Raw genomic sequence first — 24,099 nt, 5'->3', positions numbered from 1 at the left:
ATCGTTTATTCCCTTTCCACAAATGTTCCCTTATATGAAAATAACGAACCAATTAACGGATTCCGTACTTGTACATGAATTCGAAAACATTGCAGTGCATCATCATAACTTTCAACAATTTTTGCCTCTCCATATAAAAATTTTGGTAACGGGATTTTTCTTCCAAACATAAAAAACCATTGTTTCTTTGAAGAAATATGCATCCCGCCTTTTTCATCAATATAAAAATTCAATGTAGAAACGAGTAAATGTGGCTCACCAAAATAATCTACAATTTCATTATTCTCTTCATCCAACTGCATAACAGCGTTAAAATATCTTTTCTTATTATGAAAATAAAAAGTACGATTCCACCGTACAAACTCATTTCCATGTTCATCTCGCTCAGCGGTATTATGTATCACAAACGGAACTTTTTGCCCTCGCTCAGAGAAAAACATTCGAAACTTCGATGTAATTTTTAATATTAATTTAACGAAAAAAGATCCTCCATAAATTTCATCCATTTCCCCTTCCCCAATAAAGCTATTTTCCTTTGTTATCGCATATCGTTCCTGCAATTTTGGATGAAGCCTTTTATAAGAATCCCCTAATAATCTTTCATAAATATTAACCATATACTTATCCCTTTCTCGTCCTCTTGCAATTTTTTGCGCTTGGCAAATTCGTGCTATTTATATAACCGACAATCGATAACCCTATTAGAAGAAAATTTAATGTAATCGGATTAAACGGTTGCGTAAAACTTGTGATATTCGTAATTCCTGCCGCAATTGTTAAGGCGATTAACATAATAATATGCCCTATAAATAATTTTCGTTTTGGAAGTGGCAATAGCCATATCACACCCAATATTATTTCTAGAAATCCAACTATTTTAAGCATAAAAATACTATTTTCATTCGATCCGATTAGTACAGAAAGCATCTTTACTTCTTCTGAATGAGTAAACATCAATTTCGGTACAATCCCTTGATATAACCATACGAAAGCAAATAAAAAGCAAACTAGCCAATACGTCATCGTTCTTCTAATTAGCAACTTAGGATGAAGTCCCTTTTCTAACCATAATTTTAAAGCATCAAAACTCCATGCTGTCGCCCAACCTAATAGTGGACGAAAAACATATAAATCTATCACATTTCCTATGCGACCAAATCTCGTATCATAATCATATTGCGTTTCAAAATGAATATGTTCTTCATTCGGTGTATACTTCCAATAACCACGCCCTATTTGTATAAGTGATAATTGATTGTCTGTCCAAAATTTTAAAGAGGAAATACGTTCTCCAGTTTCTTTTCTTATTTCACCTATCGATTCCCCTTCTCCGGCTATTTCAAGTCCAAATCCGATCTTTGTTTTATATAAAAACTTCTGTGGTTCTCCCTCTTTTTTTTCTAAATACGAAATCTCAGTAAAACGAGCATCCCACTCTGTATGTATATCAGGCTCTTGTGTATATGCCCATAGTTTCTCCATTGTTGTGTTCATTTCTGTGGCTACATAAATAGGCTTTTTCTTCCCCATCCTTCCACCTCCCATGCGCTATATTTTCAATGTACATGCAATGAATCGATTTTGCTACATTTTTCACAAACTAATTTAATAAAAAGATAGAATTTCAAAAAAACACAAAAAACACTTGATTCCCTGAAAAATTTAAATTATTATAAAACAAATGTTACCAACAACTTCATAAATCATACACTCTCGCCTAAAACGTGAGATAGAGGTTGCAACGCTTATAAGTATTCTAAAGGAGACACAGAGATGTCTATGATTTTAGAGGAAAGGAAGTGTTGCCGAAATTGATAAATTTCTCTGCATTTATCAATTGGGGCTGTTTTCGAATAGAAACAGAACTGTCATATGTACAGACGTGTACGTATGAAGAGCTATCTACAAAAAAGAGATATCATTTTTATGATATTCCTTTTTTGGCGGTTTTTTTATTAGCTCCGTTTTCTGTTTTCCTTTTCCTGTAACAGCACCATCCTCACTTATTTGAGATGGTGTTTTTTGTTTTTCTCTCTGGTAACTACAGGAATATTGGGATTTGTATATGTCCTAACCTATTCTTAAAAATGGACGAAAGAAGGAATTCGTAATGGAAACGATTGTACAAAAATTTGGCGGTACTTCTGTCGGAAGCGTCGAACGCATTCAACATGTAGCAAATTTAATTATTGAAGAATATGAACGAGGACATAGTATTGTCTCTGTCGTTTCAGCAATGGGAAAAAGTACGGATAAACTTGTAGCACTCGCTAACGCTATTACTGGAAATCCAAGTAAACGTGAAATGGATATGCTCCTATCTACAGGAGAACAAGTAACTATTTCATTATTAACAATGGCACTACAAACAAAAGGTTATAACGCAATTTCATTAACAGGATGGCAAGCTGGTATTACAACAGAATCTGTACATAGTAGTGCACGGATTACTGACATTAACACCACTCGTATTCAGTCTCACCTTACTGAAGGCACGATTGTTATAGTAGCTGGTTTCCAAGGAATAAGTGAAGAAAATGAAATTACCACACTTGGTCGCGGTGGCTCCGATACGACTGCTGTCGCATTAGCTGCTGCACTAAAAGCAAAAAAATGTGATATTTATACGGATGTGACCGGCGTATATACAACTGATCCACGAGTTGTACAAGATGCTTATAAATTAGATGAAATTTCTTATGACGAAATGTTAGAGCTTGCCAACCTCGGTGCTGGCGTATTACACCCACGCGCTGTTGAATTTGCTAAAAATCATAATGTAATTTTAGAAGTTCGCTCAAGTATGGAACAAGAAAACGGAACAATTGTAAGGGGAGAATGTAACATGGAACAACAATCAATCGTTAAAGGTATTGCATTTGAGGATAATATTACACGTGTCACAATTAAAGGGTTAGAACAAGGTGCACTTTCAACAGTTTTCTCTACATTAGCAGCAGCACATATTAATGTAGATATTATTATTCAAAGTATTACAAATGAAGGAACTGTTCACCTCTCCTTCTCAATCCATTCTAATGATTTAAGAGAAACATTAGAAGTATTGGAACAAAATCAAGAAGCACTTCACTATGAATCTGTAGAATATGAAAATCATTTAGCAAAAGTATCAATTGTAGGATCTGGTATGGTATCTAACCCAGGAGTTGCTGCGAATATGTTCACTACTTTAAAAGAAGAAGATATTCATATTAAAATGGTAAGTACATCAGAAATTAAAGTATCTGTCGTTATTGACCGTCTCCATTTAGTAACGGGTGTTGAAGCACTTCATCAATCATTTATGGCGAAAATTGAGCCTTTAGTGCAAATGAGCTAATTTCCGCCGGTAAAACTTACAATAAATTATATGAATCTATTTCCTTCCTATATAAATAGAAATAGGGTGGGACTGTTTTGTGGGAAAGTCGAAGTTATTCTATCGAATAGCAATTACAGTATCAAATTCTTGAAATGATAGCATTCACGAAATAAAGTTCTCGCATATTTCAATAGTAAAGGGTTGACGAAGTGTTATTCGTTAACAAGATTTTATATACTATGCCCGAAAACACCTTGTCACATTTTCCTACACTGTGACAAGATGTTTTTTATTTAGAAAAGATTTTAGTATAATTATGAGGATAATTAAATAATAAATTTATACATAAAAGGAGATAAAAACTATGGCAAACAACCGATTACTACGAATGGACAATGTCAGCATCGTTGTAGAATCACTTGATAACGCAATCTCTTTCTTCGAGGAGATTGGCTTGAATCTCGAAGGGCGAGCTACTGTTGAAGGTGAATGGGCTGGTCGCGTAACTGGACTCGGTTCTCAGTGCGTAGAGATTGCTATGATGGTTACGCCAGATGGCCACAGCCGAATTGAACTTTCGCGATTTCTCACCCCACCTACTATAGCAGACCATCGGACAGCTCCTGTAAACGCCCTCGGTTATTTGCGCGTCATGTTCACCGTTGAAGACATTGACGAAATGGTATCCAGACTGACTAAGCATGGTGCTCAGCTCGTTGGTGAAGTAGTTCAGTATGAGAACTCGTATCGACTGTGCTACATTCGTGGAACCGAAGGAATTTTAATCGGTTTAGCGGAAGAACTCGGTAACAAATAAGTAATGTTTTATTAGACGTCTTTACTGAAGTAAAAATATTTGAAAGAACTTTACGCTTAATAAAACTTAGATTTTGAACCCCGTCCTAGCTTTAGAACGGGGTTATGCTTGTTTAAACTTTTTAACATACTATCAACATCCCGAAATCATTATAAAACAATTCAATTACTTGTTATACTCTTTCCTAGGAAATATAACGGACTCTTCTCACTTCTTATCATATATATCTTTTCTTTTAAAAAACGATCTGAACTCATTCAAAATAACTTTCTTCACGTCAGAGTAAAAAACCATCATGAATAGTGCAATTCCTAATAAAATCTCTTGCATTCCTTCATAATCAATGAAAGCACTCACAATTAGCAAACCAAATCCAATGTAGAAACCAAATTCATTCTCTTTCTCAAAATCTTCATCAATATGTATTTTCTCTTTAAAGCTTTGGTTTCCTTTTATTAATTCATCTAGCGTGACATTATACATTTCGCTAAGCAAAATTAAATTATCAATATCCGGACAGCTTTTATCATGTTCCCACTTATACACAGCTTGCCTTGTCACACCAATTTTCTTAGCAACATCTTCTTGTGAAAACCCTTTTGACTCTCGTAATCTTTTAAGTTGTTGTCCTAAGCTCATAACGTCCCCTCCTTTAACAAATTATTACATAAAAGGATCCAAAAAAGAAAGAAACCATTAGTAAAACCCACTGTAAACCACTCGTTTACACTATAAAAAAGAGAGAATAACTCTTTGAGCTATCCTCTCACTTCTATTAAAACAAATGAATGTTTTCTTTCTTACAAGCTTCACGTAAATCATCAGGCCATACAGAAGATTGAACTTCACCGATATGTGCTTTACGTAAGAAGTACATACACATTCTTGATTGGCCGATACCACCACCAATTGTTAATGGTAGTACGTCTTCTAAAATACCTTTATGGAAATCATACTCACGTTTGAAATCTTCACCAGTTTTCGTTAATTGCTCATCAAGTGCTTTACTATCAACACGAATTCCCATTGATGATAATTCGAACGAAGCTTGTAGTACTGGGTGCCAGAATAAAATGTCACCGTTTAATTTCCAATCATCATAATCGGACGCGCGTCCATCGTGCTTTTCACCTGAACGGAGTGCATCACCAATTCCAATAATAAAGACTGCACCGTGTTCTTTCGCAATTGCATGTTCACGATCTTTCGGTGTTAATTCTGGATATTTATCTTCCAGTTCTTGAGAAGTAATGAAAACAATTTCTTCTGGTAAATACTTTCCAAGGAACGGATACTTTTCAAATAAGTGATCCTCCAATTCTTTGAATATTCCATAAATTGTTTGTACTGTTTTTTGTAAGTAATCAATAGTACGCCATTCTTTTTGAACGATTTTTTCCCAATCCCATTGGTCAACATAAATGGAATGCGTTGCATCAAGTTCTTCATCACGACGAATCGCGTTCATGTTTGTATATAAACCTTCACCAGCTTCATATCCGTATTCATGTAATGCGAATCTTTTCCACTTCGCTAGTGAATGCACAATTTCTAATTCTTCTCCTGAATGTAACATATCAAACTCAATTGGACGTTCTACACCGTTTAAGTGATCGTTTAATCCTGATTTCTTCGTTACGAATAATGGTGCAGATACGCGGAATAGTTCAAGGCGCTTTGCCAATTGATCCTCGAAAAATGTTTTAACTTCCTTAATTGCGATTTGAGTCTCTCTTACTGTCATTAATGATTGATACATGGTGGTTTCCTCCTAAAATGTTTGGATGTTGTGAAAAGAAGCCAACAAAAAAAGCCCTTCTTTCCCAAAAAACTGGGACGAAAGACTTTGGTTCCGCGGTACCACCCAAATTAGCAACAGAGGTTGCTCACTTATACAGTACGGAGATTAAAAAATCTCGATACTGTTCTTCTTGTAACGGCGAAGTTCCCGGCTAAGTCTACTTTCCTATAAAGGATTTCGGTTAGCGACTCCAGGAGGTTCTTCATAATAGGCTTCGTATCAGGCTCACACCGCCCCTGACTCGCTTAAACTACATCCTACTACTACTCGTCCTTTCATAGTCGTTTTATTGTCACATCTCTGAAACATTTTATTAATGATTATTCTATACAAAAAATCGATAAAGTCAACAAAAAGTTTCAAAAAAATTTTCAATTCTTTATTTTATGCCTTTACCGATTGTTCTTAATATAACATTTTTATTTCCTTTGTCTCTTCAATCCAAAAAACATTTCACTAATTGAAACTAACATATATACAACAACTAGTGTGATTGTTCGAAATATAGAATCCGCAGTATTTCTTATTATTTTCATTTTCTTTATAATTCCTTTCAGTTTACTCGCAATTTCATGATATACTATAGCATTCAAGCAGTTTGTTTTTATTTAAAGCAAGCATAGTCATTTATCGATAGTATTTTTCTAAAACATTGGCTATTATCAAATCAGATTTTTTATATAACGGAGTGATCATATGAGTAAAACGAAAGCAAAACCGAAAAAAGGTGTAGGACAAGGTACAGGAAGTAAAGGATGGAACCGTTGGCAATCAAGTGCGAAAAAGAAAGCTGCAAAACCATACAAAAGTAAAGGTACAAAGAAATAAAATAAATAGTGGGAGACGAGCAACTCCCACTATTTAAAGTTTCACTTTATCTCTTTACTTTGTACAAAACAAAATATAATTATTACAACAAAAAAGCTATGCTTTCATCTCTATGAAAGCATAGCTTTTTCCATATTAAATCATAAGAATATCGCGGATTTCTTCCTCCGTAATAGAAGATAACTTCTCTTCTCCCGGTTCGATAATTTCAGCGATTAAATTTTTCTTACTCTCTTGTAACTCGTGCATTTTTTCTTCAATTGTTCCATGTGCTACTAACTTAATCACTTGCACTGTATTTTTTTGTCCCATTCGATACGCTCTATCCGCAGCTTGTTGTTCAACAGCTGGATTCCACCACAAGTCGTACAATATAACTGTATCTGCACCTGTTAAATTTAGTCCTGTGCCACCAGCTTTTAACGAAATAAGAAATAGATCCCCTTCTCCTTCGTTAAACCGATTGCATAGCTCTACACGTTCTTGCGCTGGTGTACTCCCGTCTAAATAAAAGTATGGAACTGCTTGACGATTTAATTCACGTCCGATTATCGAAAGCATCTTCGTAAATTGGGAAAAGATAAGAATTCTCTTCCCTGTACTTCTGCATTCCTCCAAAATTTCTAGCAGCTGATCAAATTTAGCTGAACTACCTTTATAGTCATCAACAAACAAAGCAGGATGACAACAAATTTGCCGTAGTCTCGTTAAACCAGCTAAAACCCGAATTTTATTTTTACGTAACGTATCTTTATCCAAATGTTTTAACGTTTCTTCTCTTAACTTTGCTAAATAAGCTGCGTAAAGCCTCTTTTGATCTGGTAAAAGTTCTGATGATTGCAAGTGCTCAATTTTTTCTGGGAGTTCGTGTAATACATCACCCTTCAACCTTCTTAACACGAAAGGTTTTACCCGCTTCGCAATATCTTCACGTCTTAAATCACCGAACTCTTTTCTTCCCGGTAATAATTCTGGGAAGACGACGTGGAAGATAGACCATAGCTCTTCTAATGAATTTTCTACAGGTGTTCCTGTTAATCCAAAACGGTACTCCGCCTGCACTGTTTTTACCGCTCTTGCAGTTTGCGTCGTATGATTTTTAAACGCTTGTGCTTCATCAAGAAATAGCGTATGAAATGGCTGCTCATATAACCTTATATCTCTTCTCAGTAGAGGATATGACGTAATGACAACATCAAATTTCGTTATATCTTTTAAAATTTTTCGGCGCTCTGCTTGATTTCCATCGGCAATAACTGCTCTAATATGTGGAGCGAATTTTTTCAACTCACTAAGCCAGTTGTAAACGAGGGACGACGGAGAAACAACTAATATAGGCAGTTTCTTCTCTCGAATTTCCGGCAAAACAGAGTCTATAAAAGCAATACTTTGCAACGTTTTCCCCAGTCCCATATCATCAGCTAAAATGCCGCCAAAACGATAATAGGCAAGTGTTTTCATCCACTGGAATCCGTATGTTTGATACTCTCTCATTATCGCATCTAAGCCACTTGGCACCGCAAACTTCAGCTTTTTAGGGTTTTGAATGTTCTCTACCAATTCTTGAACAGACTCATCTAAACTTAATACGTTTCCTTCTTGCAGTGAATTCATCCATTTCACACTACGAATAAGAGGGACATCTATTTCTTCGCCCTTTAAAAATCCTTTTCGAATACTAGATTCTTTTATAAACTGATTAATATCATTAAACTCTTTACTCTCAAGTGATAGTAGAGCACCACTTGCTAAACGATAATATTTTCGTTTCTCTTCAAGTGCCACTAATACCCCTTTAATTTCTGCCTCTGGAATACCTTTTATATCAAAGCGAAATGATAACCAATCAATTCTCTCTTTCCTTCTAACTCTTATAAGAGGAGCTGTGTCTCCCTTATGAATTCGTAATTTGATGGCTGACGTCGCATAAATATCAACTAAACCTTTTAACGTTGGAACAGCATGATATAAAAAGTTATACTCAGCTTCTTCATTATGCATAAAATAACCGCCTTCCGTTTTCGCAAAGGCACTTTCACTCATAATGTCTAAAATTTCTTTTTCCTTTTTCTCATCACGATTAAAAACAGATGGCTGCCCATCCTCTTCTAACGGATTAATCACGACGTTTCCATAATGAAATTCGAGACCTGCTAACAAACGATTTTTCACTCGATCTAAATACAATTTTGCTTTTAGCGAAGGCGTTTCCACACAATCTGATACTACCTCATCTATTCGCACAGTTCCTAGCTTCATTAACCCTGGTACAACTTTTGCTACAAAGTGCTCCATCTTATCTGCTGGAATATACAATTGGTTACTACTAGAACGATTCATCATTTTTTGTAATTCGATAAGTCGCTTACAATCCTCAGCATTCAACTGATACAGTTTCCCTCCAAATAGAGCATAACTATACGTATCCATTACTTCTACTTGTTGTAAGCCGTCAATATAAAGTGTAAACCCACCGTTACTCCCCTTATTAAACTCAAAATGCAAAGGAAGTAATCCTTTTGAAATATGTACACCATGAAAAGATTGTCCATCTTGATTAAGTCTCACACACTCAACTTTAGAAAGTAAAGAAAGCATATCCATCCACGAAGCTGGCGGTATTAAAATCATACTATCATCTTGTTTTGCCTGTACTTCCAGTGTATCCTCATACATTTTTTCGTTATGATACATTTTAATAAGTTGCTGAATAATCGCATCCGTTTCTTGCCTGAAGCTATGTACATCTGGTGTGTATGTAAATTCATTGGAACAATTAAAAGACTCTCTTTTCTCCACTTTAGAAAGAAATTCTCTAATATGATTTACAAAATACGTTTTGGCAAGCTTCAACTGAACCCCAAGAAGTGCCCCACCATTTTTCGTAACTACTGGTGTACAACTAAACTCAATATCAAGTATTTCACGTGTATCAAAACGGTGTTGTTTACTTTTTGGCCTCAGTGGTTGTTCTGCAAACAACTGAAACATCCCGCTTGTTAATTGTTCATTTCCGCTACTAATAGGCACCATTCCACCGGTTTGCTGATTATAATTCATTTGTATCAATACTGCCGCAACATGTTGACAGTATGTTTGAAAAGACGCTAACGAAGGACAACTACATTTCGCAACAACATCACCTTTTTTAGCTTTGTCTACTGTAACATGAAAATCTTCATTTCCTTTTACCGTTGCCTCGCAAATTTCTTTATTTTCATCATAATGATTTATTATTACTTTATTTGATTTATAATAAGCTTCACCTCTTTTATATGAGGTCTCTCCGCATACTTCTTTAATAATCGATTTATTTAATGTAAAACTCATTTTTTGACACTTCCTTACTGTAAAACCATTTTCTCTTACTTAACATTTTACATGCTTCACGAGAAAATATAAAATGTTGGTTTAACAAAAAAGATACTTATTTATAAACACCTCAGACTGTAAGCAAATAGAGTTTCAGTACTTGTTAAAACTGCCTATTATGCAGGCGATTCTGAAAGCTTCCAGCGTAGTATTTAAATATCTTCTACATTATTCATGTAAAAGTTTTACCGGCCATCGCATCAATAATTTAAAAGATATGATTTTATGAAGAAGAGTAATAAAAGTTTTTCACACACACCGTTGAGATGGATGTGCAAATTTTGATGCAGGGGTCTTACTGTCTATAAAAGGAAGATAAAGTACGTAATTTACATATTTTCATGCGTGCCCTTATATAAGACTGTTATTGCGGCTACTATAAGGATGATCCCCATACAAGCAGGTGCGGCATGCCCAAGTGAAACATAAATTTGCCCTCCAATGATCGGTCCAATCATTCTTGCTAAAGCTTGAATAGATTGACTACCTCCTTGAATCCTTCCTTGTTCACTAGAATCGACAGACTTCGAGAGCATCCCATTGAATGAAGGTCCAAAGATGGAATCACCAAAACCAAATATAAACATTCCAGCGATAAGAAACGGATAAAATGAGAACAAAGCTGATGCTGCAATAAGACTATAACCTATAATCTCCGAAACCATTCCGAGAATTGCTATCTGTTTATCAGTAAGTTTTGTCAAAAGTTTTGGCATTATGAAACTTTGTGAAATGATGTCTTGGAATCCCATAATTGAAAACATAAGTCCGATTAACGCAGGCTTCCAACTAAAAGTATCCATTGTAAATTGTGAAAAAATTGCCTGTAAAGATCCATTTGGTATCCAAAGTAAAAATGCTGAGACAAGTAGCCATTTTAAATTTTTCATGGAAAGTATATTTGCAAACTGTGTAAATGGATTTAATCTTACAAAGGTAATCTCTTTCAATCTATTATTTTTGTCAAGGCTCTCAGGCATATATAAGATTCCATAAGCAACATTTAATAAAGTTATTATTGCTCCAAAATACATAGGTACAGAATAACCAAACTTGGCAAGATATCCACCTATAGTTGGTCCAATGACAGTGCCTACTCCTACAACCGCACTTACCCATCCGAAGTATTTCGTTCTTTGTTCTGGAGGAATAATATCTGCAAAATATGCGAAGATAGTGCTTATGCTCCCTCCTGTTATACCTTCTATTATGCGCCCAGCAAATAGTATCCATAGAGCTCCTCCTATGCCAAAAACTAAGTACCCGATTGCGGAACCGAAAAGGCATACTAAAAGTAATGGACGACGACCATATTTATCACTCAAAGCTCCAAGTGCGGGAGCCGCAAAAAATACGCAGACTGCATAAACAGAAGTTAATAGCGTAACGACGACCGCTTGTTCTGCCGAATTACTTGTATATGGCTGCACTAAAAATGGAACGACAGGTATTATAATGCTGAATCCTATTCCGCAAAGAAACACAGAGATGAGACCGAATAGTAAGGCGTGTTTATCTATGACTCGTTCCGTATTATGTTCATTATGTGATCTGAATTTGGACATTTTCATTCTCTCCCCAACAGTTATTTTTGTTTCCTTATCAACAAAACAATAACTCCATTTTGTTTCCCTGTCAACAAAATTACAACAATAAAAAAGGCGGTCCATCCTTGGACTGCCTGCCGTTTCATTTTTATTTTTTGAATAGATTACGACTTAATATGTACACCTTGTTTCTTTATTTCTGTATCCAAATGTCTACTATACTTTTCCACGAAGCTAAGTATACTATCAAATTCTTCCTCGGTTACTTGATCAAACACAACTTTATCCCGTTCTTCAAACTCTTTGTGCAGATCCTCATGTATTTTATAAATTACTTTCCCTTGTTCAGTAAGCCTAAAATAGATTTCTTTCTTATTATCCGACTTCTGATAACTTTCGATAAGGCCTTTTTTTATAAGTTTTTTAGTTATTCTACTTATGGCACCGCGAGTCATATAAAAGGACTCCGCAAGTTTTGTCACGTTAGAATCTACATTTTTTTCAATGTATTCGATACAATGTACTTCAGAAGAATTATACCCCTTAAGACTGTCTTCCATCTTATCCTTATTAAGCCAAACAATCTTATTATATAAGTCCCTGAAACCCACTATGACCTTTTCTTCTTTATTCATGTCCTGTCCTCCTCCCCGTTGGTGCATTAACAATATTATATTTATTTTTTGTTTCTATTCCAACTCTAATTAAAAAAGAGAGTCAAAAGCATGTTAAGCACCAAGAAACTCAATGTCACTTGAACAAGACTTTGTCTACAATCTGAAACACTTATCTCTTTTCATTCTATCTCCATCAACCGTTTTGCCTCAAAATACAACACTTGAATAAACTTCTTCGTATTAATACGTATATGACCAGAAGCCGCTACTTCATCTTTTGTCATTTCTGTCATCCGTTTTCTAACTATAGTGAAATCAAAAAATTTCGGAGCATAGCTTTCAAATTTAGGATTTGAAAAGTCTGTTAATCCAAGGGAAGCTAAGTGATTTAACGATTGATAAATCGCTCTACGTACCCTTTGTTCAGATGCTTTTCTCTCCTTATCTATATCTGCATCTGAAGCTATATTCTCTAATTTTCTTATAGTTATATGGTGAAAGATATCTTTTAGCGCAGGAAATCCAAATTCAAACGTTTGCTCTTTTTCTTGTCCATATAAATATTCCAACATACTAAGTAAATCTTTACTTCCATTCTCTCCCGCAATACCGAGTTCTGATAATAAATAGCGCCCTGAATCTGCTATTCTTTTTCCTTCCTGCATTGGCTCATTTCGAACTTGCGGCTGTTCCCACTTAAAAACGTTATTCAATGATTTTTGAATATCATGTATAGAGCGCTCTAAACGAATACGTTCCATTACTTTACGTACAACAGACATAACCTCAATTTTATTTAATGGTTTTGTAATATAATATTCAACACCAAGTGTATACGCCTCACCTATAAGTTGCTTCGATTCAACTTGAGAAATCATAATGATTTTTCCAGTAAAAGCAGACGCAATATGACGAACTGTTTCAATTCCGTCTCGCATTGGCATTAATAAATCAATAAATAAAATATCTACTTTTTTAAAATTTAGTTGATCTGCTTCAATAAAAGCTCCATCTTCCGACTCTCCAATTACTTCCCCAAGATCGCCATCTTCAATAATTTGTGAAAGCATGGAGCGGAAAACTTCATCATCATCTACGATATAATAAAACAACTTTATTCTCCTTCCCGCTTTAAACTGCACTCCGGTAAACAAACGACAAACTTACACCCTCCGCCAGTTTCTCGGTCTTCTAATCTCACTTCTCCACCTAGCTCTGTTACCATTTCGTTTATGTAAGAAAGTCCAATACCTGTTGAAGGTGTTCCCGTTTGATCATACTTTGAAGTAAATCCTGGCTTAAATACTAATTTCTTATACTTCTGTGCAATACCAGGACCATCGTCAATTACTTCAAAGAATACATGTTTATCTCGTTTATATAGCTTAATAATAATGAGACCTCTACCCTCAATTGCTTCAACTGCATTTGCAACTAAGTTATTAAAAATCGATAAGACCGTGTACACATGATATTCTGCATGCTCACCTTCTATATGTTCCGAAAAACGTATATCTTTTTCTAACATTTCAGCGTACTTCTCATTAATTCTTACAATCATTTCCGCTAATTCATGTCCTTCTACATACTCAGCCACATTTTTATCTAATAACAGTTTAGATAGTCCTGCAAAAATTCTTTGATTATCCTTTTTGATTTCGTGCACTTCCCCTGCTATTTTTAATGCTGTTTTGCTATTTAAATCATCGTTCACTTGTAAGTTTCGATATAGTTGATATGCTTCTTGTGTAATTAACTCAGCATTTTGTAACGTTTTTTTCAAATGGACAGATTCCACATATAAATTAGAGAGGTACATTAACATATTTTCATTTTCTTTTCGAACTTGTGATTCTTTTAACTTCGTTTCATATAAGTTCATCATATTTAAAAAACCAAGTGCAAAGAAACTACGGAAAATAGCAATAATAATTAGTTTATTCACTTCAGAAACTGTTATCGTTGTCCCCAGCACTAACATATGATAAAACGCAAGTTCAGACATACTTGCGATAATTTCAATTGTAATTCCAAGACACCCTATCACAATTGGCTTCTGATGAAACTTATTCACCCTACAAAGCGAAAAAAGACTTCCATATATAAAATAATAAAAGAAAACGGGATAGCGCAAATAAAATGATTCTGTCATATGAAATGACCCTTGCAATACCCAGTCAAGACATACACGAAATAAGACTACAGATATACCTACAAGAATACCTGCAGCTGCTGCTGGCACTCTTCTTAAAAATAGTAATAAAAAGAAGAAAAGTGGTGTCCCGAAACTAACACGAAACATATCATTAAAAGGATGAAAATTCAGCTCTCCAGCAATCGGAACAACAACCATTAATATAATTAAAAGATACATATCTTTCTTCCATAATTGATTCCAATTCAAAGGTGCCACTTCCTATGCTTTTTTTCAATTGTAAAAGTGAAAGCCCGCTTATAATTATAAACGGGCTTTATTTCTATATTCTAACCTTTTCTACCGCTTTTATTTGGCGATACTCCGGTTCCCATATTGCTTCTTTTACTGCAATCTTAATATCGTCATCACTTAAGTTCTCTCTAGCAACACCTTCTGCAACTGCAACTTTCGCTACTTCAATCGCAACCAGTTCAGAGATATTACGTAACTCTTCAACTTCTGGCAAAATAGGCGCTCCTGGCTGACTTGTATCTACCATACTTGCAACTGCTTCTGCTGCTGCTGCGAACATTCCATCCGTCATGACGCTTGCACGAACAACAATTGTACCAAGACCTAGTCCTGGGAAAATAAGTGCGTTATTTGACTGTCCAATCACATACGTTACACCGTTATATGTAACCGGTTCAAACGGACTTCCTGTTGCAACTAATGCTTTTCCTTCTGTCCACTCGATTAAATCTGCTGGTTTCGCTTCAGCAAGTGGCGTTGGATTCGACATTGGTAAAATGATTGGTCTTTCTACATGAGAAGCCATTTCTTTAATAATTTCCTCTTTAAATGCGCCCGCAACAGTAGATGTACCAATTAAAATTGTCGGTTTTACATGTTTCACAACTTCAGCAAGTCCGATAGCATCATTTTGTTTCCAATCACTTACTTCATCTTCTTTTCTTGCATATGGAATTTGGAAATCAAGAAGATCTTCCATATTATCTGTAACCAACCCATTACGGTCAATACACCAGAAACGATTATGTGATTCTTCGTCTGATAAGCCGACACGAACCATTGCATCTCTTACTTGATCTGCGATACCGATTCCAGCCGTACCAGCACCAAACACAACTACACGGTGTTCACTTAACGGTACACCAGAAGCTTTTACTGCCGATAATACAGCAGCAAGTGAAACTGCCCCTGTACCTTGAATATCATCATTAAACGTACAAACGTCATGACGATATTTATCTAAAATTTTTCGTGCATTACGAGAACTGAAGTCTTCCCAATGTAGAAGTGCTTTCGGGAATTGTTTATTTACCGCTTGAACAAACGTATCAATAAATTCATCGTAAGCTTCACCTGTTATACGAGGGTGACGATTTCCAATATAAAATGGATTGTTTAATAATTCCTCACGATTTGTACCTACATCTAAAATTACCGGTAATACACGGCTAGGATCGATTCCAACTGCGGCCGTATATACAGCCAATTTCCCGATTGCGATGTTAATTCCACCAACACCCCAATCACCAATTCCTAATATACCTTCTCCATCCGTTACAACGACTAAATCAATGTTTTCAGCTGTTGCACCGATATTTGCAAATGCATCTTCAATACCTGATGGATCGTTAATTGATAAATAAATGCCACGTGGTTTACGATATTCATGACTATATCTTTGAATTGCTACACCTACAGTTGGTGTATATACAATCGGTAACATTTCACGTAAATGCTCTGTTAAAATACGATAAAATAACACTTCATTTCGATCATGTAACGCTGTTAAGTATACATTCTTTAATAAATCATCCGGCTGAGAACTAAATTGTTCATACGCTCGGCGTGCTTGTTCTTCTAACGTTAAAACCGCTGGCGGTAATAACCCTTTTAAACCTAACTCTTCTCTTTCCTCTTGTGTGAAAGCTACCCCTTTATTTAAAAGTGGTGTTGATAATACTTCTGCTCCTCTTAATGTTGTTTCTAATGCACCATTAGAAGCCACTGTAAACTTACTCATAACATCCCTACCTCTATTCATATATAGCATTTCTATATTGTAAACAAAAAAGAGGGGATTGTCCCCCTCTTCTTTTAATTTTTCTTTAAAAGAGTTGCTCCTGCAATCCCTGGGTGTGTCATTTCGAATGGATCTAGAATTAACTCTAATTCTTCTTGTGACAATACACCATTTTTCACACATAGTTCTCGAACGGATTGCCCTGTCGCAATTGCTTCTTTCGCAACGCGAGCTGCTGCTTCATAGCCGATATGAGGGTTCACGGCTGTAATAATTCCTACACTCTTCTCAACGTACTCTTTTAAGCGATCTTCATTCGCTTCAATTCCTTTTAAGCAATTATCTGTAAAGGCACGGAAACCGTTATTCATAATGCTAATAGATTGAAGTAAGTTGAAAACAAGTACTGGTTCCATAACATTTAATTCTAATTGTCCTGCTTCTGAAGCAAGGCAAATTGTATGGTCGTTACCAATTACTTGGAACGCAATTTGATTAATTACTTCTGGCATAACAGGGTTTACTTTCCCTGGCATAATAGATGAACCTGGTTGACGAGCTGGTAGCATAATTTCCGCTAATCCAACGCGTGGACCTGATGCCATTAGACGAAGGTCGTTCGCAATTTTAGACATGTTCATCATACATACTTTAAGTGCTGCAGATACTTCAGTGTACGCATCCGTATTTTGAGTTGCATCTACTAAATCTTCTGCACCAACAAGTGGTAGTTCACTAATTGTAGCTAAATGTTTTACAACTGCTTCAATATATTCTGGATCTGCATTTAAGCCTGTACCAACTGCAGTTGCTCCCATATTTACTTCATATAAATGTTGACGTGATTGCTTGATACGTTTCATGTCACGTTCAAGTACGCGGGAGTATGCTTTAAATTCTTGTCCAAGACGAATTGGCACAGCATCTTGTAAATGTGTACGACCCATTTTAATAACATGATCGAACTGTTCTGCTTTTAATTCAAATACATCATGCATATAACCCATTGTTTGTAATAAGCCTTCTAATGCATTTAATGTTGCAATATGAATCGCTGTTGGGAATGCATCGTTTGTTGATTGTGCCATATTTACATGACTGTTTGGACTAATATAATCATAGTCTCCCTTTTCCATTCCTAATAATTCAAGGGCACGATTGGCAATGACTTCATTTGCGTTCATATTCATTGAAGTTCCTGCACCACCTTGAATTGGATCAACGATGAAATGATCATGCCATTTCCCCTCAAGGATTTCTTGTGATGCTTCTGCGATAGCACCACCCTTTTTCAATTCCAATCTTCCTACATCTGCATTAGCAAGTGCTGCCGCTTTTTTTACAATTGCTAACGCTTTAATTAAACCTTCATGGACTTTGTATCCTGTAATCGGGAAATTCTCCACTGCACGCATTGTTTGTACACCGTAGTACGCGTAATTTGGTACTTCTTTTTCACCTAAAAAATCTTTTTCAATTCGTACTCCATTTTTAACTTCAGTTAATGTTGCCATGATTACTCACTCCTTAACAATCTCTTACGCTGCTTTTGTTTGTTTGACCGTTTCTACATATTGTTTTGCTTTCTCATCATCGAATTCGCCTTCCCACTTCGACATAACAATGGCAGCTAATGCATTTCCTAATACATTGACAGCTGAGCGAATCATATCTAAAATGCGGTCAATTCCCGCAATTAATGCGATGCCTTCTAGCGGTAAGCCCATTGATCCTAACGTCGCTAATACAACAACGAATGATGCACCCGGAACTCCCGCCATACCTTTGGATGTTAACATGAGAACGAATAATAGCGTTATTTGCTCCGTCAGTGACATGTGTACACCGTACATTTGTGCAACAAACAATGCCGCTAACGCTTGATAAATAGCCGATCCAGTCAAGTTAAATGTATAACCTGTCGGAATTACGAAAGAGGCAACTGCCTTTGGACAACCGAACTCTTCCATTTTTCTCATTATATTAGGTAAAACAGCTTCTGAACTTGCTGTCGTAAATGAAAGAATAAGTTCTTCTTTTAAAATTTTCATTAATGTAAAAATATTTACTCCAACCATTCGCGCATTAATACCTAATACAATCACAACGAATAGTATAACAGTTACGTATACAGCTAGCACTAGTTTTCCTAAAGGAAGTAGTGTTGCTACACCAAATTTTGCAACCGTAACAGCAATTAATGCGAATACACCAAATGGTGCGAATTTCATCACTTGATTTGTAACCCAGAACATCGCTTCGAGCACACCTTCAAAAAAGTTAAAAACAGGCTTTCCTTTTTCTCCAATTGCTGCAACTCCTAAACCGAATAGTACTGAGAAGAATATAATCGGTAATAAGTCACCTTGTGTAATAGACTCAAATATATTTTTCGGTACAATATGAACAATCGTTTCTGCAAAGCCTTTCTTCTCTGTTGCATCTGCTGTTTGTTTATAAGAAGAAATATCACTTTGCTGTAAATTACTCATATCAACGCCAGTACCTGGTTGGAATATATTTGCTGCAAGTAATCCCATTAAAATAGCAATCGTCGTAATAATTTCGAAATAAAGAATTGTCTTACCGCCCAGTTTCCCAAGCTTTTTCATATCGCCTACACCAGCTACCGCAACAATTAATGCTGAAATAACAATTGGTACTACAATCATCTTAATTAAGTGAATAAATATATCCCCAATTGGTGTGATATAAGAAATCGCCGTTTTATTGCCATAAAAGACTGCCCCTACTACAATCCCTAAAACAAGCGCGACAAAAATTTGTGTTGCCAATCCGAATTTTTTCATTTATGTTCATCCCCTTCATGCGAACGCTTTCAATTTGAATTTATAAAAGCTACTCACACATCATATAAGCGAACCTACAAAATCATACAAAAACCTACAAGTTCGTCACAAAAAATTCAAATTTATTTCTTATAATATTCATTGACACTTTTTTATAAAAAAGAAATAAAATAACCTTGATAAAACATCAGATTATTTCGTATAATCTAAAAGATATACGTATTCTAAATAAATGGGGATGAAAAGGAGTGGATGTTATGAAAAATCACGTGAAGAAGTTCATCATATCTATTTCTTTTCTATTTCATTTTCTTACGAAGGAACAAAGGCATTCGCCTTTGTTCCTTTTTTATTGCAATCTATATAGGGGGAATTGTTATGAAACCATATAAACGCGTCCTAATTAAACTAAGTGGTGGCGCACTTGCTGATCAATCTGGAAATAGCTTTAACTCCAAACGATTAGAACATATCGCAAACGAAATAATATCCATTATTGACCTAGATATCGAAGTATCCATTGTCATCGGCGGCGGTAACATTTTCAGAGGTCATCTAGCTGAAGAATGGGGAATTGATCGTGTAGAAGCTGATAATATCGGTACGCTAGGTACGATTATTAACAGCTTAATGCTTCGCGGCGTTTTAACAAGTAAAACAGATAGAGAAGTACGCGTTATGACTTCCATCCCTTTTAATGCAGTAGCTGAACCATATATTCGCCTACGTGCAGTACATCATTTAGATAACGGTTATGTTGTCATATTCGGTGGTGGTAACGGGCAACCATTCGTTACAACAGATTACCCAAGTGTACAAAGAGCCATTGAAATGAATAGCGACGCCATTTTAGTCGCAAAACAAGGAGTAGACGGTGTCTTTACAAGTGATCCGAAACATAACAAATCAGCGAAAATGTACAGTAAACTGAACTATAACGATATTGTTAGGCAAAACATACAAGTAATGGATCAAGCAGCTTTATTGCTTGCTCGAGATTATAATTTACCGGCACACGTCTTTAACTTTGATGAGCCTGGTGTTATGAAAAGAATTTGTTTAGGTGAACATGTTGGGACGTTGATTAATGATGATGTTTCGATGCTTGTGCATGAAAAATAGTTATCCCCATCAAAAAAGGGTGTCCTTTATAGACACCCTTTCTTCCTTAATTATTATAAATAAAAATCAACTAATCCCGCCAACTTCTCCTTACAACGCTCCCAAAAAGATAAGTTATCAAAAAACTCTTTCGTCATTTCTTTCGAATCATGAAAATCTTGTGTTAACGCCGCATTCACTTCTGATACGATAGATCCACCATGAATATACAAATTCATCTCATCATTTATATAGAAGCTACGCGCAGTAAAGTTTGTTGTACCAATAACGGTTAATTCCTTATCAATCAGCATTAACTTTCCATGAAACATACCTTTTTTATAACCATATACCGTAATCCCGTTATTAACAGCTTGACGAATATAAGGATACGCTGCCTCTTTAATAAGAGGAATATCTGGTTTATATGACCATAGTATTTTTACTGTAACACCACGTTTTTGCGCTCCAATTAAAGCATTCATTAATTCTTTATTTTTCGCTATAAAATAAGGTGTTGTAATTACAATTGAATGTTTCGCTTGTTTTATTAACTTTATATATTTTTCAGCGACGTGATGTCCATTGTAGCTAACCATCGTATGTAATGTATTCCCTTTACTCGCTTTATTCGTACTTCTTTTTATATGTTCTTTCGTATCTCGTTTCCAATCTAAAGCGAATTGCTCTTCTAAATCTTTTGCTCCTTCTCCTCTAAGCCGCACATGATAGTCACGCCAATATCCAAATCGCTTATCTTTCCCTAAGTACTCATCCCCCATATTAAAGCCACCCGTATAGCCAATCTCCCCATCAATCGTCGTAATACGGCGATGGTTCCGATGATGTAGAGAATAAAATCCAAATGGCAATTCAGGTTTTCTACTATATGTAAAATGAACACCACTTTCCCGCAATTCATTTTTCATCTTTCTTTCAAATGATAAATCATTAATTAAATCAACCGATAAATATACGTTTACTCCTTCTTTCGCCTTCTCCTTTAATAAGTTTAAAAAAGTATGGCTACTTTTATCATCCGATAAAATATAAAAATAAGTGTAAATAGATTGCTTCGCTTCACTTATATCAGTAAATAACTGTTTATAAAACGACTTCCCTTCTACATATAATTGAAAGTCACTATAATGAGGCGCATACTCTGTCGGCATATTTTTCCCGGCTTCCAGTTTCCTTCCGAGCGTAACGTCAATATGCATCCAAATTAAAATAACAACGAAAATAGCAATAATAATAGAAGTAACTCGCAATATCTTTTTAATCATTTGGATTTCCTTCCGATCATATTACTTACTATTTCGTAGTGTTTCATTAAATTACTTTTTCATACGAAATGTATTCCTTACTTTTAATTACGAACAAAAAAGGCGTGGCATTACGTCACACCTTTTTTCATTAAACAAAATTCCTCGCATCATTATTTCTTCCAAACTTATAAATAGCAATTAAGAAGAATGCTATCGCGAAAGCGAATAAAATTAAAATATTTAAATACAACTCAGAAAATGGAATGCCTTGCTGTAGTTTTGAAATCGTATCTAGTAACCAACGCTGCGGAAGGAAATCAGCTACTTTTTGTACTGCTTTCGGCATAATGTCGTACGGGAAATAACATCCAGCAAGTAAACATGTTGGTACTATTACTATATTTTGCATTGCATTTGAAGCAGTTGAACTTTTCGAAAAAGACACAATGACTAATGATAAACCAATTGCAATTAAAGCGAATATCATAAGCACACCAATCATAACTATGAAAGGCATATTTATAGTTGTGTGAAAAACATTCGTCATAAAGAATACTGCAATTACAATTTGTACTGTTAATATCATCATATTTACTGCGACATTAGATAATATAAATTTCTTTCCGTCAATCGGCGTTGATAATAATCTAAAATACGTTCTGTTCTCTTTTTCTTTTAAAATAAATCCTGATAAGTTCACTGCTGAAAATAACATAAACATAATAAGATAACCCATCGTTTGATTTGTCATATCTTTATTTTTTGAAGTATCTTCAAGTGTCTCAGACTTTACTTTAAATGAACTTTTTTGATAACCCGCGTACATACTATTAAACGTACTTTGATCGGCCCCTGCCACTTTACTAATCGCAGCGATGTTATCAACATAGTTATATAAATACGATTTTATAAATCCTGTTACTTGATCGCCTTTAATCGATGAAATCTCAATATGACTCGGTTTCCCTTCTCGAACACTTTCAGAAAAACCAGACTGTAATGTAATAACACCATCAAGTTTTTTTGAAGTGAGTTTATCTTCCACTTCAGATTCCTTAATTTTACTAACATTTACATGATTGAGTCCTTCTAAAAATTTCACTGTATCATTTGCGATAGGTTGATTTTCTTTATTTATAACCCCAATATTTAACGTTCCTTGCCCTACATTCCCATATATCGAAAAGGAAATGAGCGTTCCTATTATCGGCAAGCTAATAATAATGAGTAACCCCTTTTTATTTTTCAGAAGCACAGATAACGTTTTTTGTATGAGCCATAAAATATCTTTCATACTATAGCCCCTCCCGTCTACGTAATGCAATAATCGCAATTAATAAGAAGATTGCTGAAATCCCAAGATTTAAAGATATTACCGGCAGTGCCGCTCCTACATCATTTGCATAAATAATTTTCATAATAGCTGTGTTTGCCCACGTTAATGGTGATAAATTCGTAACGAAATTTTCTTCCACTACGAAATACGCACCACCAAAAATAGACGCTAATTGCACAACAACCATAATAATCGCTCTAGATGCCTCACCTGTTTTTGTAATATATCCGATTCCTAAACCGAAGCTAATTGCTAAAAAGACTTCTGTTAGTAAAATAATAAATATGATTCCAATATGGTCGCCCCAATTCGCTTGAAAAACAAATTTACTAAATAAAACGACAAGTAATAGACAAAGTGCATTCGCTACAAGACTACCGAGCACTTTCCCAATGAAAATTTCAGCCTTACTTATAGGTGCTGCAATTAAACGATCTCCTGTTTTACGTATTCGTTCTCCTCGAATTAAAAAACTCGCCCCCATTGCAGCGTACAGTGCAATCATCGTCGTCATTACAACCGCATAGTAATCCATAGAACCTGGTTTTTTAGCAGCTTGTAAAGATGTTTCTTTAATATAATCATTATGATTTCCGTTTGAAATAACTGCGCTAACCTTACTCGGATCTACTTTTGCAACTTCGGCCACTACGTTGTACTTATCAACAAATGTTGTAAGCATGCCTTCCACAATACTTCCCTCAATACTACTTTTGTCACTTCCATAAAATTTTGCACCATCTTTATTTAACTCTACATAAGCAGCATATTTATTTTGCTTCACTTCTTCTTTCCCATCTATACCTTCGGAAGCTTTTTTAAAATGAATACCTGATTTATCGACTTCTTTCGTAAATGCTTCAAATGATTGAGAAAACGTGCTACTTGCTTCATCTTTATATAGCACTTGTATATCCTTAAACGATTGACTATCGCTATTAAATGCATTCGTTAACGCTGTTCCTAACACAAGCATAAGTACAATCGGAAATGCTAACATAAAAACTAAAGTTCTTACGTCCCTGAAATCTCTTTTAATGTGCATCACTGCAATGTTAAAGATGTTCAATTGATGAACCTCCCTTTACCT

At 35.4% G+C, this 24,099-nt stretch carries 19 protein-coding genes, 1 riboswitch and 1 other annotated feature; of the genes, 4 read left to right on the top strand and 15 right to left on the bottom strand.

From position 1 onward, the window contains the following. Positions 1 to 5: 5 nt before the first annotated feature. Together MKY90_RS08975 and MKY90_RS08970 are read right to left on the bottom strand one after the other, a co-directional pair. Positions 6 to 617: a DUF4166 domain-containing protein gene (locus MKY90_RS08975; RefSeq protein WP_002141241.1), complete on the bottom strand. Its 612-nt coding sequence runs from the start codon at positions 615 to 617 to the stop codon at positions 6 to 8. A 4-nt stretch (positions 618 to 621) separates the two neighbouring features. Continuing rightward, positions 622 to 1,530 (bottom strand): DoxX-like family protein, encoded by a 909-nt coding sequence (locus MKY90_RS08970; RefSeq protein WP_078184290.1) that lies wholly within the window; start codon positions 1,528 to 1,530, stop codon positions 622 to 624. Positions 1,531 to 1,722: 192 nt separating this feature from the next. Then, positions 1,723 to 1,909: riboswitch (Lysine riboswitch) on the top strand. A 201-nt stretch (positions 1,910 to 2,110) separates the two neighbouring features. Here MKY90_RS08970 and MKY90_RS08965 point away from each other — a divergent pair. Beyond that, on the top strand, positions 2,111 to 3,340 hold the full coding sequence (locus MKY90_RS08965) for an aspartate kinase (protein ID WP_341091111.1): 1,230 nt from the start codon (positions 2,111 to 2,113) through the stop codon (positions 3,338 to 3,340). 346 nt (positions 3,341 to 3,686) lie between these two features. Continuing rightward, positions 3,687 to 4,139 (top strand): VOC family protein, encoded by a 453-nt coding sequence (locus MKY90_RS08960; RefSeq protein WP_000002878.1) that lies wholly within the window; start codon positions 3,687 to 3,689, stop codon positions 4,137 to 4,139. A 207-nt stretch (positions 4,140 to 4,346) separates the two neighbouring features. Here MKY90_RS08960 and MKY90_RS08955 read toward each other — a convergent pair whose 3' ends face one another. Both MKY90_RS08955 and asnA read right to left on the bottom strand, forming a co-directional pair. Beyond that, the gene (locus MKY90_RS08955) at positions 4,347 to 4,778 is read right to left on the bottom strand and encodes a helix-turn-helix domain-containing protein (protein ID WP_341091109.1); all 432 of its coding nucleotides are present in this window, start codon (positions 4,776 to 4,778) and stop codon (positions 4,347 to 4,349) included. A 136-nt stretch (positions 4,779 to 4,914) separates the two neighbouring features. After that, complete coding sequence (gene asnA, locus MKY90_RS08950) at positions 4,915 to 5,898, bottom strand: aspartate--ammonia ligase (RefSeq protein WP_002126735.1); 984 nt, start codon at positions 5,896 to 5,898, stop codon at positions 4,915 to 4,917. A 70-nt stretch (positions 5,899 to 5,968) separates the two neighbouring features. Further along, positions 5,969 to 6,228: a binding site (T-box leader), on the bottom strand. A 408-nt stretch (positions 6,229 to 6,636) separates the two neighbouring features. On the opposite strand from asnA, the gene MKY90_RS08945 reads away from it, so the two are divergent. Further along, the gene (locus MKY90_RS08945) at positions 6,637 to 6,768 is read left to right on the top strand and encodes a DUF3934 family protein (protein ID WP_000047589.1); all 132 of its coding nucleotides are present in this window, start codon (positions 6,637 to 6,639) and stop codon (positions 6,766 to 6,768) included. Positions 6,769 to 6,903: 135 nt separating this feature from the next. On the opposite strand, the gene MKY90_RS08940 is transcribed toward MKY90_RS08945, so the two are convergent. From MKY90_RS08940 to MKY90_RS08905, 8 genes are all read right to left on the bottom strand, one after another. Further along, positions 6,904 to 10,098: a DEAD/DEAH box helicase gene (locus MKY90_RS08940; RefSeq protein WP_078184286.1), complete on the bottom strand. Its 3,195-nt coding sequence runs from the start codon at positions 10,096 to 10,098 to the stop codon at positions 6,904 to 6,906. A 371-nt stretch (positions 10,099 to 10,469) separates the two neighbouring features. Further along, a complete protein-coding gene (locus tag MKY90_RS08935) occupies positions 10,470 to 11,705 on the bottom strand; it encodes an MFS transporter (RefSeq protein WP_098168683.1) in 1,236 nt (411 codons plus the stop codon). Between the two features lie 146 nt (positions 11,706 to 11,851). Beyond that, entirely contained in the window at positions 11,852 to 12,322 is a 471-nt protein-coding gene (locus MKY90_RS08930; RefSeq protein WP_001030885.1) for a MarR family transcriptional regulator, read from the bottom strand. Between the two features lie 161 nt (positions 12,323 to 12,483). Beyond that, entirely contained in the window at positions 12,484 to 13,416 is a 933-nt protein-coding gene (locus tag MKY90_RS08925; protein ID WP_098168682.1) for a response regulator, read from the bottom strand. A gap of 2 nt (positions 13,417 to 13,418) precedes the next feature. After that, positions 13,419 to 14,717 (bottom strand): sensor histidine kinase, encoded by a 1,299-nt coding sequence (locus MKY90_RS08920; protein WP_098168681.1) that lies wholly within the window; start codon positions 14,715 to 14,717, stop codon positions 13,419 to 13,421. 64 nt (positions 14,718 to 14,781) lie between these two features. Further along, positions 14,782 to 16,494, bottom strand: a complete 1,713-nt coding sequence (gene malS / locus MKY90_RS08915; protein ID WP_341091104.1) for an oxaloacetate-decarboxylating malate dehydrogenase — start codon at positions 16,492 to 16,494, stop codon at positions 14,782 to 14,784. A 74-nt stretch (positions 16,495 to 16,568) separates the two neighbouring features. Continuing rightward, positions 16,569 to 18,008: an aspartate ammonia-lyase gene (aspA, locus tag MKY90_RS08910; protein WP_002012229.1), complete on the bottom strand. Its 1,440-nt coding sequence runs from the start codon at positions 18,006 to 18,008 to the stop codon at positions 16,569 to 16,571. A 24-nt stretch (positions 18,009 to 18,032) separates the two neighbouring features. Beyond that, on the bottom strand, positions 18,033 to 19,304 hold the full coding sequence (locus MKY90_RS08905; RefSeq protein WP_002086365.1) for a cation:dicarboxylate symporter family transporter: 1,272 nt from the start codon (positions 19,302 to 19,304) through the stop codon (positions 18,033 to 18,035). Positions 19,305 to 19,682: 378 nt separating this feature from the next. Between MKY90_RS08905 and pyrH the strand changes: the two genes are divergently transcribed. Beyond that, positions 19,683 to 20,426 carry a UMP kinase gene (pyrH, locus tag MKY90_RS08900; RefSeq protein ID WP_002012233.1) on the top strand — a complete coding sequence of 248 codons (744 nt, stop codon included), beginning with the start codon at positions 19,683 to 19,685 and terminating at the stop codon, positions 20,424 to 20,426. A gap of 53 nt (positions 20,427 to 20,479) precedes the next feature. Here pyrH and cls read toward each other — a convergent pair whose 3' ends face one another. From cls to MKY90_RS08885, 3 genes are all read right to left on the bottom strand, one after another. Next, on the bottom strand, positions 20,480 to 21,691 hold the full coding sequence (gene cls / locus MKY90_RS08895) for a cardiolipin synthase (RefSeq protein ID WP_341091103.1): 1,212 nt from the start codon (positions 21,689 to 21,691) through the stop codon (positions 20,480 to 20,482). Positions 21,692 to 21,821: 130 nt separating this feature from the next. After that, positions 21,822 to 22,967 carry an ABC transporter permease gene (locus MKY90_RS08890; protein ID WP_002031112.1) on the bottom strand — a complete coding sequence of 382 codons (1,146 nt, stop codon included), beginning with the start codon at positions 22,965 to 22,967 and terminating at the stop codon, positions 21,822 to 21,824. A gap of 1 nt (position 22,968) precedes the next feature. Beyond that, positions 22,969 to 24,078 (bottom strand): ABC transporter permease, encoded by a 1,110-nt coding sequence (locus MKY90_RS08885; protein ID WP_002141223.1) that lies wholly within the window; start codon positions 24,076 to 24,078, stop codon positions 22,969 to 22,971. Positions 24,079 to 24,099 lie beyond the last annotated feature (21 nt).

Origin of the sequence: Bacillus sp. FSL P2-0099, assembly GCF_038007445.1 — a bacterium.
GTDB classification, from domain to species: Bacteria; Bacillota; Bacilli; order Bacillales; family Bacillaceae_G; genus Bacillus_A; species Bacillus_A mycoides.
Note: the sequence above shows the minus strand (reverse complement) of the source record. Positions and strands in the feature narration are given on the sequence as shown.

Coding starts and splice junctions, on each gene's coding strand:
- MKY90_RS08890 (WP_002031112.1), bottom strand. CDS start 22,967: ATGAAAGATATTTTATGGCTCATACAAAAAACGTTATCTGTGCTTCTG.
- MKY90_RS08970 (WP_078184290.1), bottom strand. CDS start 1,530: ATGGGGAAGAAAAAGCCTATTTATGTAGCCACAGAAATGAACACAACA.
- MKY90_RS08960 (WP_000002878.1), top strand. CDS start 3,687: ATGGCAAACAACCGATTACTACGAATGGACAATGTCAGCATCGTTGTA.
- pyrH (WP_002012233.1), top strand. CDS start 19,683: ATGAAACCATATAAACGCGTCCTAATTAAACTAAGTGGTGGCGCACTT.
- MKY90_RS08905 (WP_002086365.1), bottom strand. CDS start 19,304: ATGAAAAAATTCGGATTGGCAACACAAATTTTTGTCGCGCTTGTTTTA.
- MKY90_RS08945 (WP_000047589.1), top strand. CDS start 6,637: ATGAGTAAAACGAAAGCAAAACCGAAAAAAGGTGTAGGACAAGGTACA.
- cls (WP_341091103.1), bottom strand. CDS start 21,691: ATGATTAAAAAGATATTGCGAGTTACTTCTATTATTATTGCTATTTTC.
- MKY90_RS08930 (WP_001030885.1), bottom strand. CDS start 12,322: ATGAATAAAGAAGAAAAGGTCATAGTGGGTTTCAGGGACTTATATAAT.
- MKY90_RS08965 (WP_341091111.1), top strand. CDS start 2,111: ATGGAAACGATTGTACAAAAATTTGGCGGTACTTCTGTCGGAAGCGTC.
- malS (WP_341091104.1), bottom strand. CDS start 16,494: ATGAGTAAGTTTACAGTGGCTTCTAATGGTGCATTAGAAACAACATTA.
- MKY90_RS08940 (WP_078184286.1), bottom strand. CDS start 10,098: ATGAGTTTTACATTAAATAAATCGATTATTAAAGAAGTATGCGGAGAG.
- asnA (WP_002126735.1), bottom strand. CDS start 5,898: ATGTATCAATCATTAATGACAGTAAGAGAGACTCAAATCGCAATTAAG.
- MKY90_RS08975 (WP_002141241.1), bottom strand. CDS start 617: ATGGTTAATATTTATGAAAGATTATTAGGGGATTCTTATAAAAGGCTT.
- MKY90_RS08955 (WP_341091109.1), bottom strand. CDS start 4,778: ATGAGCTTAGGACAACAACTTAAAAGATTACGAGAGTCAAAAGGGTTT.
- MKY90_RS08935 (WP_098168683.1), bottom strand. CDS start 11,705: ATGTCCAAATTCAGATCACATAATGAACATAATACGGAACGAGTCATA.
- aspA (WP_002012229.1), bottom strand. CDS start 18,008: ATGGCAACATTAACTGAAGTTAAAAATGGAGTACGAATTGAAAAAGAT.